At 62.7% G+C, this 18,249-nt stretch carries 10 protein-coding genes and 1 pseudogene; 5 read left to right on the top strand and 6 right to left on the bottom strand.

The window, feature by feature from the left end:
• Window positions 1–180: 180 nt before the first annotated feature.
• From JW958_06970 to JW958_06960, 3 genes are all read left to right on the top strand, one after another.
• On the top strand, window positions 181–1,704 hold the full coding sequence (locus tag JW958_06970; protein ID MBN1825989.1) for a PQQ-binding-like beta-propeller repeat protein: 1,524 nt from the start codon (window positions 181–183) through the stop codon (window positions 1,702–1,704).
• A 237-nt stretch (window positions 1,705–1,941) separates the two neighbouring features.
• Window positions 1,942–4,068: an ankyrin repeat domain-containing protein gene (locus JW958_06965; protein MBN1825988.1), complete on the top strand. Its 2,127-nt coding sequence runs from the start codon at window positions 1,942–1,944 to the stop codon at window positions 4,066–4,068.
• 113 nt (window positions 4,069–4,181) lie between these two features.
• Window positions 4,182–5,423, top strand: a complete 1,242-nt coding sequence (locus JW958_06960) for a sulfatase (GenBank protein ID MBN1825987.1) — start codon at window positions 4,182–4,184, stop codon at window positions 5,421–5,423.
• 27 nt (window positions 5,424–5,450) lie between these two features.
• On the opposite strand, the gene JW958_06955 is transcribed toward JW958_06960, so the two are convergent.
• From JW958_06955 to JW958_06945, 3 genes are all read right to left on the bottom strand, one after another.
• Window positions 5,451–6,407 carry a hypothetical protein gene (locus tag JW958_06955; protein ID MBN1825986.1) on the bottom strand — a complete coding sequence of 319 codons (957 nt, stop codon included), beginning with the start codon at window positions 6,405–6,407 and terminating at the stop codon, window positions 5,451–5,453.
• A 106-nt stretch (window positions 6,408–6,513) separates the two neighbouring features.
• Window positions 6,514–6,702 carry a hypothetical protein gene (locus JW958_06950; protein ID MBN1825985.1) on the bottom strand — a complete coding sequence of 63 codons (189 nt, stop codon included), beginning with the start codon at window positions 6,700–6,702 and terminating at the stop codon, window positions 6,514–6,516.
• A 136-nt stretch (window positions 6,703–6,838) separates the two neighbouring features.
• Complete coding sequence (locus tag JW958_06945) at window positions 6,839–10,210, bottom strand: hypothetical protein (protein ID MBN1825984.1); 3,372 nt, start codon at window positions 10,208–10,210, stop codon at window positions 6,839–6,841.
• 500 nt (window positions 10,211–10,710) lie between these two features.
• Between JW958_06945 and JW958_06940 the strand changes: the two genes are divergently transcribed.
• The gene (locus JW958_06940; GenBank protein MBN1825983.1) at window positions 10,711–13,212 is read left to right on the top strand and encodes an alpha amylase C-terminal domain-containing protein; all 2,502 of its coding nucleotides are present in this window, start codon (window positions 10,711–10,713) and stop codon (window positions 13,210–13,212) included.
• 200 nt (window positions 13,213–13,412) lie between these two features.
• On the opposite strand, the pseudogene JW958_06935 reads toward JW958_06940, so the two are convergent.
• A pseudogene (locus JW958_06935) lies at window positions 13,413–13,898 on the bottom strand (ATP-binding protein).
• Between the two features lie 8 nt (window positions 13,899–13,906).
• Here JW958_06935 and JW958_06930 point away from each other — a divergent pair.
• On the top strand, window positions 13,907–14,335 hold the full coding sequence (locus JW958_06930; GenBank protein ID MBN1825982.1) for a transcriptional regulator: 429 nt from the start codon (window positions 13,907–13,909) through the stop codon (window positions 14,333–14,335).
• A 20-nt stretch (window positions 14,336–14,355) separates the two neighbouring features.
• Here the strand turns inward: JW958_06930 and JW958_06925 are convergent, their stop codons facing one another.
• Both JW958_06925 and JW958_06920 read right to left on the bottom strand, forming a co-directional pair.
• Window positions 14,356–15,834, bottom strand: coding sequence for a hypothetical protein (locus tag JW958_06925; GenBank protein ID MBN1825981.1), 1,479 nt, complete (start codon window positions 15,832–15,834; stop codon window positions 14,356–14,358).
• Window positions 15,831–17,624 carry an ATP-binding protein gene (locus JW958_06920; protein MBN1825980.1) on the bottom strand — a complete coding sequence of 598 codons (1,794 nt, stop codon included), beginning with the start codon at window positions 17,622–17,624 and terminating at the stop codon, window positions 15,831–15,833. The genes JW958_06925 and JW958_06920 overlap by 4 nt, the downstream gene beginning before the upstream one ends.
• Window positions 17,625–18,249: the final 625 nt, after the last annotated feature.

Here is an 18,249-nt window from a genome sequence, read left to right as displayed (position 1 = left end):
GGAAACCCGCGTCGCCCTTCTCGACGGCCCCCACGATTTTCCCCGATCGCCACGCGATCTCCCCTCAAAACCCGGGGCGCGCGCCGGGGCGTAACGCCCGCGTAACGGAGATGCTCTACCCTGCCCGCGTGACGACCACGAATGGTCCGTTTTCCGAAACCCCGGACAAGGAGGAGAATCATGAGGAGAAACCGTTTTCATTCGTTGGTGAAAAGCGCGCCGCCGCTTCTGATCATTCTGTCGTCGTGTGTATGGAGCGCGGCGGCCGCCGATCCGACCGAGACCAAGGTGACCGCGTCGGACGCAGGCCTCGGCGACCGTTTCGGTAGCGGCGTCGCGATCGCGGGAGAGTACGCCGTGATCGGCGCCCAGGCCGACAACGACGGAGCCGGCGATGCCGGCTCGGCCTATGTCCTCGATCTCGCCACGGCGGCGGAGCTGCGCAAGCTCCACGCCTCCGACGCGGCCGGCAGCGATTTCTTCGGTTGCGCCGTCGCGGCCCTCGGCGACCACGCCGTCGTCGGTGCTCTCCGGGACGACCACGTCGCGGTCGACGCGGGTTCCGCCTACCTCTTCGACCTCACCGATGGGACGGAGCTGCGGAAGTTCACCGCCGGCGACGCATCGGCAAACGACTGGCTCGGGAATTCGGTGGCCCTCTCCCCTTCCTACGTTCTGGCCGGGGCGTACAAGGCCGACCAGAGCACGTCGATTTACGATAGCGGGGCCGCGTATCTTTTCGACGCCGCCACGGGCACGCAGCTCTTCAAGCTGACCGCTTCCGACGCGGGGAAACAGGATTGGTTCGGCTACGCGGTGGCGGTGTCGGACGCCTACGCCGTCGTCGGGGCTCCCACCTGGGATGGAATCGGTGTGCACGCGAACTGCGGCGCCGTCTATGTCTTCGACGTCTCCACGGGGGCGCAGATCCGGCGGATCACCACGCCGGACGAGGGGCAGGAGGACCGGTTCGGCAACGCGCTGGCCATCTCGGGAGACACACTTCTCGTGGGAGCCTATTGGGACGGGGAAAGCGCCCCCGGAGTAGCCTACCTCTTCGACCTCTCCACGGGAGAGCTGATCCGCGAGTTGGTCCCTTCGGAGCCGGAAGGGGGCGGTGACTGGTTCGGCAGCTCGGTGGCGCTCTCCGGGAACTACGCGCTCGTCGGCGCGTCCCAACAGGGGTACGGCACCGAGCTCCCCGGATTCGCCTGCGTCTTCGACATCACGACGGGACAGGAGTTGTGGAAGCTGACCGCCTCCGACCGGGCGAACGACGACAACTTCGGAGTCTCCGTCGCCATCCAAGGCCCCACGGCTCTCGTCGCCGCCGACATGAACGACGACAACGGGACAAACTCCGGCTCGGCGTATTTCTACGAGCCGATCTCCCCTTCGACCGGTGTCGGCGCGGCCGTCGCTCCGAAGAGGATTGTTCCACGAAATCATCCCAACCCGTTCAATCCGAACACCGAGATCCGTTTCACCCTCCCCTCCGAAGCGCGCGTTTCCCTGGAGATCTATGACGTGAGCGGAAGGTTGCGCCGCACGCTCCTCCGGGGAGAGCGCCTCGCCGCGGGTGAGGTGCGAGCGGCTTGGGAAGGCGCCGGCGACGACGGCCGCCCCCTGCCGAGCGGCGTCTATTTTTACCGAATCGAGGCGGGTCAACTTCGAGCGGCTGGGAAAATGACCCTGGTGAGGTGATCCTTCCCCATCGGGCGAGATCGAGCGTATGCGGAGGCGCGGGAGCGGAAAACCCCGCGCCTCCTCTTTTTCATTCGTCCGGCTCGGCGATTCGACGTACATCCCGCCGCGCGGTTCCCGAACCGGCCCCACGCGTCCCCCCTTTCCTTCAACGCGCGATGCGCCGGCGGCGTCTATAAGGAGGGCCACCGACAACCACTCGATCTCATCCTGTTTCCATTGACCGGGAGGAAAAGCATGCCCGCTCCAACGCGCCGTCTCGCCTCGGCCTTGCTCTTTTCGCTGTTCCTCGCGCTCCCCGCCGCGCTCTCCGCCGGAGAGATCCACGACGCGGCGGCGGCGGGCGATCTCGCCGCGCTTCGCGCCGCCCTCGATCGAAACCCGAACGCCGCGAACGAACCGGACGCCGAGGGGATTCCGCCTCTCTGCCTCGCCGCCCGGGAAGGTCGCGTCGACGCCGCCCGTATCCTCATCGACCGGGGGGCGGACATCGGACTCGGCGACGGGGATGATACCCGGGCGATCCACTACGCCGCCATCGGCGGGCATCCGCGTTTGATCGACCTCTTCCTCGAGCGGGGAGTGCGGATCGACGTTCAGGACCGAAACGGAACGACGCCGCTGATCTTCGCGATCTCCCAGAGACGGTTCGACACCGCCGACCGGTTGATCGAAAAAGGGGCGGACCCGTCGATCGCGAATGGGAGCGGGGCGACCCCCCTGCACTACGCCGCCGTGCGCGGCGCCCGTGATATCGCCCGGAAGCTGATCGCACGCGGCGCGGATGTGAACGCGGTGACGGACGGAAAGGAGACACCGCTCCATTTCGCCGCCGTCTGGGCGGACGACATCGAGATCGTGAATCTCCTCTTGGAGAACGGCGCGGAAACGGAGATCAAGGACGACTACGGAAGAACCCCCTTCTGTTTGACCGCGCGGGAGACGGGGAACGCCGACATCGGGAAGAGACTCCTCCACCACGGAGCGGACCCCAACACGGTGGACCGCTTCGGCTCCACGCCTCTCAATCTGGCCGCCTGGCGCGGCTTCGGGCGTTTCGTGAACCTGCTCCTCGACAGCGGCGCGACCGTCCCCTTACGGGGTCAAGAGGCGGAAGAGATCACTTTGTTCGCGGCCAATCGAGGGCTCGACCGTCTTTTCACCGTTCTGGCCGATGGGGGCGCGGACCTGACGATCCGGAACGGTTTCGACGGATCGCTCCTCCACTCCGCCGCCGCCGGGGGATCGATGGAGATCGTCCGATCCCTCGCCGGACGGGGGCTCACGATCGGCGAGAAGGACCGCTACGGTTGGACGCCCCTCCACAGCGCCGCCGAGAAGGGGCGGACGGAGGTCATCCGGTGGCTCCTCGCCGAAGAGGTCGACATCGACGCGAAAAGCCTTTCGGGATTGACGGCGCTCCATCTCGCCGACCAAAACGAGAGAGAAGACGCGGCCCGCATGCTCCGGGCGAAAGGAGCGGACGATTCCCCCCGGCGCTTCCCCGACCTTCGCGGGCCCTACCTCGGCCGGCCCCTCCCCGGAAAGGACCCGCTTCTGTTCGCCCTCGACATCGTGTCGACGAACCGCTCCGAACACGGCTCCATCGCCTTCTCGCCGGACGGAAGGGAGGCGTACTGGTCTTCCTCCTACGAAAGCGACTCCGGCTATTCCTACTCCCGTATTCTGACCTCCCGGACCGAAGGGGGCCGGTGGACGGCGCCGGATTTCGCCCCGTTCTCGGCGATCCCCCGCATGGGGGACGACGTCCCCTTCTTCCACCCCGACGGGACGAGGCTCTTCTTCGACTCCGGACGCCCGAACGAACCGGGAGGAGAGAGAGGCGCCGAGCGCATCTGGGTCATGGAAAAGGAAGGGGACGGCTGGTCCGAACCGCGACGGATCGAAGGCGGCCCGAACGACCGGAACATCCACTGGCAGTTCTCGGTGGCGGCCAACGGCGACATCTACTTCGGATCGGGCGGGGATCTCTGGATTTCGCGCCCCCTCGGCGGCCTCCGTTACGCCGAGGCGGAGAAGCTTCCGGGAGCGATCAACCACGAGGAATACCGCGAAGACTCCCCCTTCATCGCGCCCGACGAAAGCTACCTCCTCTTCTCCGGAAGCCGCCGCCCGGACACCATCGGCCAAGTGGACCTCTACATCTCTTTCCGGGATCGCGAGGGACTCTGGACGGAGCCGGTGAACGTCGGGGAACCGATCAACTCCGCCGCCCACGACATGTGCCCCATCATCTCTTCGGACGGCAAGTTTCTCTTTTTCCACAGCGGCCGGAGCGGCTCCACCGACATCTATTGGGTCGACTCGGGCTTCATCGAAAAGCTGCGGCCGGGGAGAATGTAGAAAGAGAAGGACCTGCCGACAAATCCGGCGATTCGGCGGAAAAGACCGGCGTCTGGTATACTATATCATCCGCCGGTTGCGCGGAGATCCGTCCCCGTTCGGGAGGTGGTCCCTTGTCCTGGAAGCTTCGTTTTCCGGTCTTTCTGCTCTCCGCGGCGCTCTCTCTTTCGGGCTGCGGGAAAACGGCGGACCGGCCGATGAACATCCTGATCATCCTGGTCGACACGCTGCGCGCCGACCACGTCGGCTCCTATGGTTACGCTCGGAGCACCACGCCCCATCTCGATCGTTTGTCCGAGGAGTCCTCCGTCTTCGATCACGCCTATAGCCACAGTCCTTGGACGATGCCTTCCGTCGCCTCCCTTCTTACTTCACTCACCCCCAGGGACCACGGAATCACGGATTGGCAGCAGCCCCTGGACGAGCGTTTCCTCACCCTCGCCGAGTGGCTTTCGACGAAGGGATACTCGACCGCCGCGTTCGTCAGCCACATCATTTTCCGCCGCAAGTTTCATTTTGATCAGGGGTTCCGTCATTACGACCAATCCGTCCTCCGGATCGGCCAATCCGAGTCGATCAGCACCTCGAAAGAAGTGACCGACCTCGCCGTTCGCTGGTTGCGGGAGCGTGAAGACGCCCCCTTCTTCCTCTGGGTCCACTACTTCGACCCGCACAGCGTCTATCTCTCCCACGAGGGCTTCGCATTCGGCGATCATCCCATCGACCGCTACGACAGCGAAATCGCTTTCACCGACAATCAGATCGGGCGCCTTCTCGACGCGGTACGAGAGGAGGGGATTCTGGACGACACGATCATCCTCTTCGTCGCCGATCACGGCGAGGAGTTCCTCGACCACGGCGGACTGGAGCACAGCCGGACCCTCTTCGAGGAGTTGATCCGCGTTCCCCTCATGATCCGCGTTCCCGGCGTCTCCCCCGACCGGATCCGCGAGATCGTCGGTATGCAGGACCTGGCGCCCACGCTTCTCGACCTGGCCGGAATCGAAATTCCCGCCGAATTCCGGGGCGAATCGATCCCGCTCGTCGACGGGCGTTTCCAGCCGGGAGAAGACCGGACCATCTTCGCCGAAACGCTCCGTTTCGCCGACAAGCGGGGGATCCGAACCGGACGGTGGAAGCTGATCGAGGACCGCGAAAACGGCGCCGTCTCCCTTTACGACCTCGAGATGGACCCGGGAGAATCCCGGGACGCCGCCGCCGACAATCCCGACGTTTTCCGGAAAATGAAAGGGGTCCTCGACGGTTACTATGAAGTTCCGCGCGCCAGCATCGGCGAGGTGGAGCTGTCGGAAGAGCTGAAAAACGATCTCAAGAGCCTCGGTTATCTCCGCTGATACGAAGGCGCCTCGCGCCCGTTCGGATCAGGAGGAAATCCTTCCTTCCCGGGACCGCAACCATTCGACGATCAGTACGAGGGAAATCGGGATCGCCTCGAACCAAATCCGAAACTCGTGTATGACCGAATAGTAAAGCAGCCCGGCGGTGAAGAGCGCGAGTACCGTCAAATAGAGCCGGGTCGTCTCGTCACGGAGCCGGGGAAGCGCGGCGAATATTCCCGCGAGAAAGGTGCCGCCGTTGGCGAGAAGAGGGTGGGCGAGCCGGGGCTCGGCGAGGATCCGGAGGTTGTAAAGGAAACGCGAGGCGTTCTCCTTCTCCGGTGTGCACCAGCCTACGGCGCGCATCGACAAGAAGAGTGGAGCCCCTCCCAGAAGCCCGGCGGCGGCTTTCGCCGCGGCGCAGACGGCGACGAGCGCGGCGGTCCGGGAGATCCTTCCCCTCCGATCGCCGAGAAGAAAGAGCGGAGCCACGCACCCGATCATCAACGTCTCCTTGAAGAGAATTCCGATCGGAAGCAGCAGGAAGAGCGGCCGGATCCACCTCCTCTGAACAAAAAGAACGAAACAGCAGAAGAAGAAGAGGGCGGGCATGTCCCACGGATAGATCCTCGTAAGCAGCCCCCCGATCTTGACCGGCATGTATCCCCAGGTCACCCCCGCGTATAGGCCGAATATCATGAAAAGCGAATGCCGCGCGCTGATCGCCATGACGACCGCGCAACACGGAATGAACCAGGCGATATTCCATACCGCCGGTCGCCGGTTCGGGTTGTCGATTCCCGCGAGAAGATGCTGCGCCAGATAATTCGACGCCACACGAGGTTTCCACGGTTCGAGCATGAAGGGATAGTAGCCGCCCCCCGGAGCCACGCTGGAAAAGATGTCCACGCTTTGCGGACTCAGCTTGGCGACCCGGAGAGACTGTTGGAAGAGGCTCGCCGAAAGGCCGAGTATGATGATGACGCACAACCAGATACGCATGAAACGATTGTAGGAGCGGGTCCGTGGAGTGTCAAGACGAAGCCGCTCCCCCCGGCCGGAAGAGGAGGGCGGGAACGGCCGCGCGGACGGGGCGATGGCGGCGCGTCTATCCTCCCTCTTCCTCGAGACCGGCGCCCCCGCCGCCGATCGCGTCGAGAACGCTCATCCCCTCCATGAAGGAGAGCATCTCCTTCGCCGAGGAGAAAAGCGCCTCCTCGCCGCTCCCCACGTGACGGATTCTGCCGTGGAAACGCTCGTCCTCCGAAGGGACGAGGCGGACGATGAAGGTCGACATCCCTTTCCTCCGTACGTCTTCCCTCCGCCCCGCGGGAATCGAACCGCGCTCCCGCGGCGGGGGCCGACTGTTTTCACACTCGATGCGCGCGCTCGATGTTTCACGGGAAGTGTAGGGGAGGCTCGTTACGCGGGGATTACGCGGTTTCCTCTTCGGGCTCGAAGGAAACCACCTTGTCCGCGAGCGCCTTCATGCGGCCGGAGGGGAGAAGGTCGAGTTCCCGGACCATCGTCTCTTCGTACCGGTGATAGTCGTCCAGCGCTTCACGGCGGTTACCGAGCCGGTGATGCGCCTGCACGAGATGATAATGAAACTCCTCGCGGTAGGGGTCCTGGGCGATCCCGGACCGGCAGAGGGGGACGACCTCCTCCCAGCGTTTCTCCTCCGCGAAAAGCGACAGCAGGCGTCCGGTCGCGCGGATCAGACGGTCCCGAAGCCGCTCCCTCTCTTCGGCGGCGAACTCCTCGAACGGCGCGTCGGCGAGAAACTCCCCCCGGTAGATCTCCAGCGCCTTCCGGTAGCCCGCCTCGGACTTCCGCTTGTCCCCCGCCCCCCACCCGTTCTCGGCCTCCCGGACGGCCTCCTGGAATTCGTCGGCGTCGTAAGAGCAGCCCTCTCCCGGCTCCAGCCGGACCGCTTCGTTGTAGAAACGGACATAGCGGGAGTCGCGCGCGCCGCGCCGCGCCGGTTCGAGGATCTTTCTCAGAAGGTGGATCGTCTGCCGGAGGTTGTTCGTTCCCTTCGACGGGTCCGCGTCGGGCCAAAGCGTCTCGATCACCACGTCGCGCGGCACCCAGCGGAAACGATGAACCAGGAGAAGCTGGAAGAGACGGAGCGCGCGTGCCGATTTCCAATCATCCAGGGAGAGAGAGCGTTTTCCGATCTTCACCTGGAGCGGGCCTAGGGCGCGAATCGACAGGGGAACGTCGGGGAGGGAATCCATCTCCTCCGCGCGCTCACCGGCGGCTTTGCCGGTCGCCGTTTCCTCGTTCCCTTGACGGGCGAGCGCGGCGCGGGCGTCCTCCCCGCCGATTCTCGCGAGGAGATCCACCGCGCGGACCGAGATCTTCTCGTCGGGGCTCTCGAGCAGGACAACGAGGGAAGGCACGGCCCTCTCCCCGATCTCCGCGAGGAGTTCCGCCGCGTAATCGGTCTCGATCCCCCTCCGCACCGCCTCGATCAGCACGGGAACCGCCCGTTCGGGCTCCAGCGCGAGAAAGAGGAAGGAATGCTCCATCGACTCCGCCCCCCGAAGAAGCTCCCGGAGAACCCTCCCCGTCGCTTTCTCGGGCACGGCCCCGGCGGCGAGACGAATCAGGAGGAGGCGGTGGAGATGGTAGCGCATGCCGACGCGGCGAATGATCCTCTCGGCTCGCCGCCACCACGTCGCCGCGTTCCCGCGTTTCGTTTGCGCCTCGAGGATTCCGAGGAGAACGCAGTTTTCCGACTCCTGGTAGATGTCCTTGAGACGAACGGAGACGTCCAGCGCGGCCCGCGCCAGACGGAGCGCCTCGCGGCGGTTCCCCGAAGCCAGCGCCGTCTCGGCGAGCCGCGTCATCGATATGGTGCGAAGACCGATCTCGCCGAGGAGATCGCCCAGCCCCAGGGCGGCTTCAGCCCAGACGCGCGCCTCCGCCGGATCCCCGTCGATGAGCGCGCACTTCGCGAGCGCGAGACGACAGTAGCCCTCCATGACCGGATACTCGAGGCTCTCGGCCATGCGCAGCCCTTCCCGGGCCAGTTCCCCCGCCGCGCCGGTCTCCGCGGTCTCCGCCGTGATGTGGGCGAGCACGCCGAGACTGTGGCACACCTGCCGGTAGTCCTTCCCCTTTCGAAAGGAGACCAGGGCTTCCCGCACCGCCTCTTTGGCGCGGCGGAACTCGCCGCGGCGGTAGTGAATGTTGCCGGGCAGGAGATAGAACATCCGGTCTTCCGCCGCGCGTCCCCCTCCCCTCCGGGAGACCGTTCTCGCCCGCCGGAGAACCCTCTCCCCTTCGTCGAGCCGCCCCAGTTCGCACGCCGAGATGCCGAGCATGCCGAGGATCCTCAGACGAACGGGGGCCGGTTTCGCGCCGGGCTGATCCATGGCTTTCTCGCAGAGGGACATGCAACCCCGGTTGTCTCCGCGGCGGAGACGGATCTGCGCCAGGAGACTCATCAGCTCCACCCGGCGCGCGCCGGGCGGGCAGGCGCGGAGCGCCCTCCTGTAGATCGCCTCCGCTTCCTCCCATCGCCCGGGAATCTCCGTGGCGCGGCCGAGCACGAGAAGGGCGGCGGGGCGCTCGTCGAGCAGGTTCTTGGGAAGGCGCGACAGGGTGCGGCGGATCAGATCGTACTGCCCCGATCGGAGAAGATCCTCGCCCGCCTTTTCCACCAGATCCAGCGTGGCTTTCACGTTCCCCTCCTCGGCGCGGACGGCGAGCGCCTCCGCCCAAGCCCCCGCCCTGCCGAGAACCGCCGCGGCGCGCTTCCGCAACTGCCGCGCCTCCTCTCCCCCCTCGCGTTCCAACCGCCCCCTCAGGAAATCGCGGAAGATGTGATGGTATCGGAACGCGGTCCTCTCTTCGTCCACCGGGAAGGTGAAAAGGTTCCGCCGGGAAAGCTCCTCGAGAAAGCGCCGGCTGTTCTTCTCGCCCAGAATCCGGTCGCAGAGATCCGCTTCCAGGCGGGGGAGAACGGAGGTGCGGATCAGAAAACCGCACAGCTCGGGCTCCAGCGCGCGCAACACCTCCTCGGCGAAGAAGGCGAACCATCCCCGGCCTTCCTCGGCCATTCGACCGAGCGTTCCCTCGATCGCCCGGTTCGACGGCCGCCCCAACGACTGAAAGAGGATCTCGATCCCCGCCGGCCATCCCTCGGTCCGGGCGACGATCCGGTCCCCCACCGCGGGATCGAGACGGGCGTCGGGAAAGTGGAGGCGGTAGAGCCGCGCCGCTTCTTCGGCGTCGAACTCGAGTTCGTCGGAAGTGAGGCGGGCGACCGCCCCGAGCGATTGCAGCTTCATGGTCGCGATGGGAAGGGGTTCGCGGGAGGCGAGAACCAGCGTGGAGCCGGGGGGAAGGAATCGGATCATTCTCTCCAGAAGCCGCATGACCGGTCCGGAGCGGGCGACCATATGGACGTCGTCCAAAACGAGAACCTTTCCCCCCTTTTCCTTGGAGAGGGCGCGCACCATGTGGGCGAGCACACGGTTCGCGAAGTCCGCGTCTCCCCCCTCGGGAAGCGTAAGACTTTCCTTCGGCTTCGCCGAGAACGCCGCGTGGAGGTGCGCGCAGAACCGCCCCAGCCCGGCGTCCGTCTCGTCGATGGAGTACCAGACGACCGGTCGCTCGGAGGAGCGGGCGGCGGCGGAGAGAAAGGAGGTCTTCCCGAACCCCGCGCCGGCGGTCACGAGAACGAGCGTCTTGTCCGCCCATTCCGGCCAGAGCGGGTCGAGTCGTCTACGCGGCAGGTAGGATGCGGGTCCCGGGGGAATCGCCAGCTTAGCGTGGTTGATCGGAACGATCATGGCCGCTCGGGGTGCCGGGGGGAACGGCTCCTCCCCTCGTCTCGGTTCGTTCTTCGGTAACGCCCGCGCTCCGCCTTCGGGTCGAGGGATGGATGAAAGGCTTACAGGTGCCTATTGTACCAGTCGATTCCCTTCGGCGCAATCGGGGGCGTCTCCTTCGACGGCGATACGGCGAGGAACCGTGGCGCACCGGAGTCCCGCGGCTCTACGCCCTCTCCACCGCCGACGGATCGATCAAGCGGTCGGTGGAGACCGGCTCCCTCGGCTGGGAGATCCGCGGCTCCGCCCCGATCGTCGCGAGAAACGGAATCATCGTCGCCGGGAACAACGACGGGCGACCGGTACTTCGCGATTCGGGACGACGGAGCGGAAGGGACGATCCTGGACGTGCTCGACGTGAATCCCGACGGTCATCCCGATGACGGCCACGCCCGCGCCTTGTGCGCGGAGGCCGGATCGTTTATAATAGTTATTGAAAACACTAAAGATAGGAGACTCCGTTGAATGGAAATCGCCTCGGGGCGTTTTGCGCCCTCGCGGGAATAATGCTCTTTTCGGTTTTGGTCTCGCCGGCCGAGTGCCCGGCCGCCGCTCCGGACGGAAACGTCGAATGGGACGGGATTTCCCACGTTTCCCGGCTCGACCGGAGGCCCATCTGCCCCGTCGACGGGGAAACCTTCGAGGTCCTTTTTCAAACCTACGGGAATGATCTGACCTCCGCGCGGGTCCGTGTGGAAGACGGCGACGGCGCGTGGATCACCGCGTCGAAGATCTCCGCCCGCGGACCTTACGATGTCTGGTCCGCGCAGGTGCCGGCCACCGAGGCGGATCAACTCTCCTATTACATCGAACTCACCGACGGCGGAGAGACCGATTATCTCGGCGCCGGATGGATGTCCGCCGGCCCGCCCGTCGGAGATATGTTCACGATCGATTACGCGACGCTCGAGCACGCGCCGGTCGGCGCGACCCTTCTGGGCGGCGGCGGGACGGTCTTCAAGGTCTGGTCTCCGTCGAGCTCCACGGCGCACGTTCGCGGGGAGTTCAACGGGTGGGGACTCGGGAATCCGATGAACAAGGTGGGCGACCACTTCATCGCGCGCGTGTCGAACGCCTCCGACCGCCAGATGTACAAGTTTTTCTTCGACGGCTCCCATTGGAACACCGACGCCCGCGCCCGCGCCCTCGATCCCGGCGACAACTACAACGCCGTCATCGAGGATCCCCTCCGTTACGAATGGCAGACCGAAGACTTTTCGCCTCCCCCCTTCGAGGAGATGGTGGTCTATCAGCTGCATGTCGGCACTTTCTCCGGGCGGAACGATCCCTACGGCTCCACCTCCTTTCCGGCCGGCTATCTCGACGTCGCCGCGAGGGCTTCGCATCTCGCCGAACTGGGCGTCAACGCGGTCATGCTGAATCCGATCACCGAGTTCCCCTGGGATTACTCGGCCGGTTACAACCCGATCACCGCCTGGGCGCCCGAATCGGTCTACGGCGATCCGGACGACTTCAAGGCGATGATCGACGCGCTCCACGCCGAGGGGATCGCCGTTCTGCTCGACATCGTGTGGAACCACGTCTCCTACAGCGACAACTACCTCTGGAACTACGACGGCACCCAGCTCTATTTCGACGACCCCGCCGTCGAGACGCCCTGGGGGAGCCAGGCCGACTTCGACGACGAGGGGGTCCGCGACTACTACGCCCACAGCGCGCTCATGTGGCTCGAGGAGTACCGGCTCGACGGTTTCCGGATGGACGCCACGGGATACATGAACATCGCGCCCCAGGAGGCGTCCGGCTGGAGTCTGATGCAACGGCTGAACGACGAGATGAACAATCGATGCGTCGACAAGATCGCGATCGCCGAACAGCTCCCGGACAACTCGTGGGTGACCCGGCCGACGTCGCTCGGCGGGGCGGGATTCGATTCACAGTACAATGACGCCTTCACCGACCGTCTCCGTGAGGAGCTTTTCGACGCCGCCTACGGAGATCCCGAGATGTGGAAGATCTCGGACATCGTCGGCGGGAGCGGCTCCTATCTCGAACACGGATACGTGACCAACTACCTGGAGCTTCACGACGAGGCGTGGCCGTCGAGCGGCGGCCAGAGAATGGTCCAGTCGATCGACGCCACCTCCCCCCACGACGACCAATGGGCGAAGGGGCGGACCAAGCTGGGACAGGGGTTGGTGATGACCGCCCCCGGCATCCCGGCGATGCTCCAGGGGACGGAGTGGCTGGAGGATTCGGACTTCGGAACCGACGCGGAAAACCGGATCGACTGGTCGAAGAAAACGACCTACGCCGGCATTTTCGATTACTACAAGGATCTCGTCGCCCTTCGGACCGGCAATCCCGCCCTCCGATCGGACGCGGGTCTCGATATCTTTCACGTCAACGAATCAGTAAACGTGATCGCCTTTCAGAGGTACGGCGGCGACGAGGTGCTCGTGGTGGTCGCCAACTTGGGCAACTCCGACTATGCGTCCTACAGGGTCGGGCTGCCGCAGCCGGGCCTGTGGCACGAGGCTTTGAACAGCCAAGCCCCGGAGTACGAGGGGAGCGGGCCCGTCAATCCGGGCGATCTCACCGCCGAGGCGATCGCCTATGACGGCTATGCCCAGTCCATGGCGATCGCCCTTCCGAAGGCCGGGCTCGTCGTTCTGCGCAAGGGATCGCTTGTTTCGGTGGACGGCGGAGTACCCGGGGCGGGTCCGGCGCGGATCCTCGGCGCCCATCCCAATCCGTTCAATCCGAGCACCGAGATCGTCTTCAACCTCCCCGCGGCGGGCAACGCCCGCGTGCGGGTCTTCGACATCTCCGGGCGGGCGGTCCGGACTCTGGCGGACCGCGACTTCGACGCAGGCGAGCACGCCTTGCCGTGGAACGGCCGGGACGACCGAGGAAACGCCGTCGCCTCCGGCGTCTACCTCGTGCGAATGGACGCCGGCGATCGCATGAGCGACACCGCGAAAATCGTGCTTCTGCGCTAGAGGATCGCGTCGCCGGCGTGTTTCCGCGAGCGGGCTTCACCCGACTGTCGCACCAGGCGGCGGGTTCCGCCTCGTCCAACTCGGGGACGCCGCGCCGTCGATCCGGCCGTCCCAGGAGAGCGAGTGCGTCCCGGGCTCCCTTCGATCATCGAGAAGAGGACGGATGAGCCTCTCTCCCTAATCAGAAGTCGCTCCCTCACTCATCCCCCCTCCCTCCACCTCGGCCGGTCGAGGCTCCGGTACTGGATCGCCTCGGCGACGTGGGGCGCGGCGATCGCGTCGCTCCCGGCGAGGTCGGCGATGGTGCGCGCGACGCGGAGGATGCGGGCGTAGGCGCGGGCGGAGAGCTCCAGCTTCTCCATCGCATCCCGGAGAAGCCTCTCCCCTTCCCGGTCGGGCCGGCAAAACGCCTCGATCTCGCGCGTCCCCATGCGGGCGTTGGTGAAGAGGCCGGGGATCTTCGCGAATCGGGCGCGCTCCGCCCGCCGCGCCGACTCCACCCTCTCCCGGACCGCGGCGGAAGGTTCCCCGCGGGTGACGCCGGACAGGTCGCCGTAGGAAACACGCGGCACCTCCACGTGCAGGTCGATCCTGTCGAGAAGCGGCCCCGACACGCGCCCCACGTAGCGCCTCACCTCGCCGGGAGTGCAGGCGCACCGCCCCTCGCCGTAGTACCCGCACGGACACCGTTGCGTTGCCTTTTACCGGTTTACGGCTCCGAGCATCTAAACCCCTTGATCCTGCTTATCCTAGGGAACTCAAGACGTTAGGGAGCCATCTTCGAAAGCGGAGATTGGACCTTGGACTCCTCCAGCGGGAGGTAGCCGAGCAAATCGGGGTATCGAAAGACACCTACCGACTCTGGGAAAGCAACGCAACCCATCCGTTGCCCCGGCAGTGGCCGGGGATCATCAGCTTTCTGGACTATCAGCCGTCCTTAGCAGAGGACAGCTTTGGCGCCCGACTCCGTGGGACCCGGCTGTCACGTGGGCTGACACAGCTCGCAGTCTCCATCATTCTAGGAGTTGATCCAGGGAGTGTTTCGCGGTGGGAAACTAGGGGAAAGCGCCCACGGGAGGATATCGAGGAACGAGTGCTCCATTGGCTTCGCGGCTCGCAGTAGTTGGTGTTCCACCAGATATGTTACGCCTTTGAGGCCGACGGCTTATTATCCGCCCTGGCATCGATCAAGATAATGTCCCGGCAGCCCTCCAGATTGAGGTCCTTCAAGATGTCGAACACCCGCTTATGTTCCCTCTCGGAGAAGAAAATGATGGCCTTCAGTAGACTCTCAGCATCGCTGGCTTTCTGGTAGATTTCCCCCTGGCGTCGCAAGTTCCTTTTCAATTGCGCGTTGGTTGCCAGCTTGAATTCGACAATCGACTTACCCTTTCTCCCTCGTGAGATCTTGAAATCGGCGGGCCCCCTGCCGTCGTCCACCTCCCGGCTCACATCCGAAGGTGTTCCAAACCACGTCAGCCGATAAAGGATGTGTAGATCCGATTCCCGCCTCACAGGATTCCCTTTTGAATAAAAGATCCGATACCCTCCCTTGTTCTCAATGATGTCTTTCAAAAACTCCAGCCTTGCCCGGGCTTCTGGAAGAGTATTGCCTGAAATGCCGTAGAACCCTGATTGCTGCCTCAGGAGCTCAATCAGGATTCCGACCTGCCGAACATAGCGCTCCTCGGACTCGGATACCTTCCCTTCGCTGATCTCTCTTGCACGATCCCCATTTTCCTCTTTGTATTTTATGTAGTACTCAATCAGCGATGGGAACTTTCTAAGAGCCGCGCTCACCGCACTATTCCATTCCTCCCGCGTCGGCTCCTCTGCGAGTCGCTGATGGAAGTAGTTATTGACCTCAGCTCGTAACTGCTCGTTGGAGACGGACTCTGCAATCCGGTCAAACTCGTTGAAGAGATCCGGTCGGTTGATCCATACGTCGTCCTTCGTAAGGATGTCGTGGGGAGTTAGAAGGACGTAGTCACCCGCAAAGCACGGGAGGTCGTATTCGCCAGATTCCCACGATTCCGTCCTGTAGTTGAACCGTACGCGCTTCACCCTCACACGCCTTCTCAATTTCTTGTCGATATGCTTCTTGCCGAAGGCCTGCGTGTACTCTAAGAGAAACTCCTTTATAAGATTCGTCGTGAAGTCACTGATCTTGTCGTGGCCAACGCCCGGTGATATCAAACACAGCTTCTCTAGATGACTCCCGCGCGCAATCTTCTCCTTCCCGAAGTCCGCAAAAATGGAATTCAAATTCGCATTCAGCGCCCTTGCAAAGTCGCGTCCCAGACCGCTTCCACGATTTCCGGATTCCGAATATCCAAGCCAATTCTGGTGTACTTCGCTGAACACGTACCATCCGAGGAGCAGCCCTCTGTTGACGCTTCCCCTCACTGACCTATCCCGGAGGAATTTCAGGTATCGGATGATACTCTCGTGAAGGTCCTGGTACACTTCCTTCCGGCTATTGAAGAGAAGGAAAGGATCTACGAAGAGAGGCAGATCGGAAATCAACGAGATGTTGAAAGCGCCATACCTGCGAAGATCAGACGGGGCCACCCCAAATACGTCCGAGAAATAGGTGTTCTTGTTCTTCGCCTTCGCTTTCATGCTTCTGGCAGCCCCAACAGTGTCTGTATCAGGTCACGTATCTCATGGCGTTCGCCGCCCCCATCATCTAGCCGATCCATCTCCAAGAGTTCGTCACACGTCATGCCCTCAATGAGTCGATGAACCCGTGGTCCAAACGTAGCCTTCATATCTGCATACGCATCATACGGGGCCAGAGTGAGCCCAGCGCGCTTTATCGCCTCCTCATGTACGTAGTTCTCGATTTCCCGCCTATTCAGAATGTGGAAGACTCCGCCATCAGATTCACACTGCCTCTTCCAATTCATCTTCCTGCCCGGTATCGTATCCGACGCCGACTTCCGATCGCTATCCACGATCACAGCAAAACGCCTATTTAGACGCTTCATCGCTCTCAAATCTATCCAGTGCTTCAGGCAGTCGCCACTGTAGGGAATGAATCCGATATTTTTATCTTCGAACAACGCGTCAACATGCCCAGCCTCTTTGAGGATTCTCGCCGCCTGCTGGAAGAAGAACACGTCGTCCGGCCCCTCAACGAACACACACGCATCAAAGCCCGTAATCTGATCGGCCGGTTCGACCCCGAGCTCCGAGGCGATCTGCGCCCGATCCAGCTCTGGAGCCTGCACAGCCCTCGCCTTGTCCGCTTCTCGCACGACAAGTGCTAGATCATCCACTGGTGATGCCCCCGCGAAGACCGGTGAATGAGACGAGATGACGATTTGCGTGCCTTCCCCAGTAAGGGTTCTAAGCGATGTAACTAGCTCCCGCTGAAGAGCCGGATGAAGGCAGTTCTCCGGTTCCTCGATTCCGAAAATCGTGTCACCGGCAGATCGCCCGCGCTCGGCAAGATACTGAAAGAATGCCACCATCATCAAACGACGCAAACCACTACCTCTCCGTTCGACTGACGTTTCCACCCCAGCGCCGTCCGTTCCATATATATCAAAGGTAACTGCCTTGTCCCATGTGAAGCTCGGGTGGGCACTCAGTCGTGAAAAAGCGTCAGTGTGGTGCGTCAGGAGCTCGAATAGTCTGTCGATTTCCACTTGGAGCCCGTCTTGAATAGCCTTTGAAAAGGACTCCCTGGTTTCTCGAACCCTTTCATGCTCAGATACCGCTCTAATGATTGATCGGAACTGTCCTTGAAATGAAGTCTCCTCAACCCCAAGCCTCGTGTCGGCCTCAAACATAACAAAGCCAGGCAGAAGCCCTTTGATCGTCCTCCACAGATCACTCCGGTCGGGCAACTCCAGAGCCCGGTCCTCAGCCTTTACTTTTCGCTTCTCAGCCTCAGCCCGGAGCGAAGCTCTCTTCCCTTTATTGGTAATACCCCGGCCGGATTTCTTTGTTTCGATTTCACACTCAGCACACCGCTCATTCAGTTCCTTCTCTTTCAGGGCAGCAAGCCCAGAAAACATCTCGTTGGCATAGTCACGGACGATCACCTCAATGCGGAATTTCCCAAGATTGCTCCGGGGATAGGTCTTCCTTAGCCGCAGATGCCCACTTGCGTCGAGCAGATTCTCTTCGGCCAGGGTCGTCTCAACGGACTCCTCGAGACAGACAACATCAGGAAGATCCGAGAATGCTACCTCTATAACTACGTCAGCCTCAGCTGCGGAGCCGTGGTGGATATCGGAAGAAGCAAGACCCGGCTTCTCCTCCAAGAACGTCTGCAAGGCCCTCAGAATACTAGACTTGCCGCTGTCGTTTTTGCCAACAAGAGTAGCAAGTTGCCCCAAGCGCGTCTCGGACAGATCCGCAAACGGCCTGTAGTTCTCAATTCTGATGCTGTGTACTCGCATGACCACCTCATTCTCTTTCTTATGAGTCTCCTACGGTTCAAGCGAAACACGCCAGATCGTGAAAGTCAATGACCGCTATTAGTTGTCTCTTTGTTCGCTCCGAGAATGTGTTCGTGGACTCGCGTTCGGGACTTTCGCCCACCTCCCCGACGTGACGTTTTCCTGCGACGATGGTAGTATGACGGAAGCATTTCTTTCCATTTATCACAGAAAGCGGGCCACTGGACGGCGTCGGGGTGCTTGTTGAAAAAGGTTCTAATTGCGTCCAGCCGCTCGTGGTGCACCAGTTAGGGTAGGTTTAGGTTACCCAAACAGGACATCATCAAGAACGAGAGAACCGCTAAGACTAGCGGTTTTCTTGAAACCGCCGTGGATGGTCGAGGACTGGACATCTGGGCGTCACACCGAAACGATCCACAACCTAGGTGGGAATTGGACTACATTCCTTCAGGGTACAGCACTCCGCAGTACAGCCCCGTCAAGTCATGCAGGCATCCCTACCCACGACCGCGCTATTTACAGCGTCCCTTCTGGGCCACTGGTCAACGACAATTACTCTTTCCCCTCGGCGACAATTACACTTCCCCGTTTTCTAGATTTGTTCATCCCCTCTTGGGGTGGGGGG

This window comes from Candidatus Eisenbacteria bacterium, assembly GCA_016930695.1.
Taxonomy (GTDB): Bacteria; Orphanbacterota; Orphanbacteria; order Orphanbacterales; family Orphanbacteraceae; genus JAFGGD01.
This window is presented reverse-complemented; position numbering and strand designations above follow the sequence as displayed.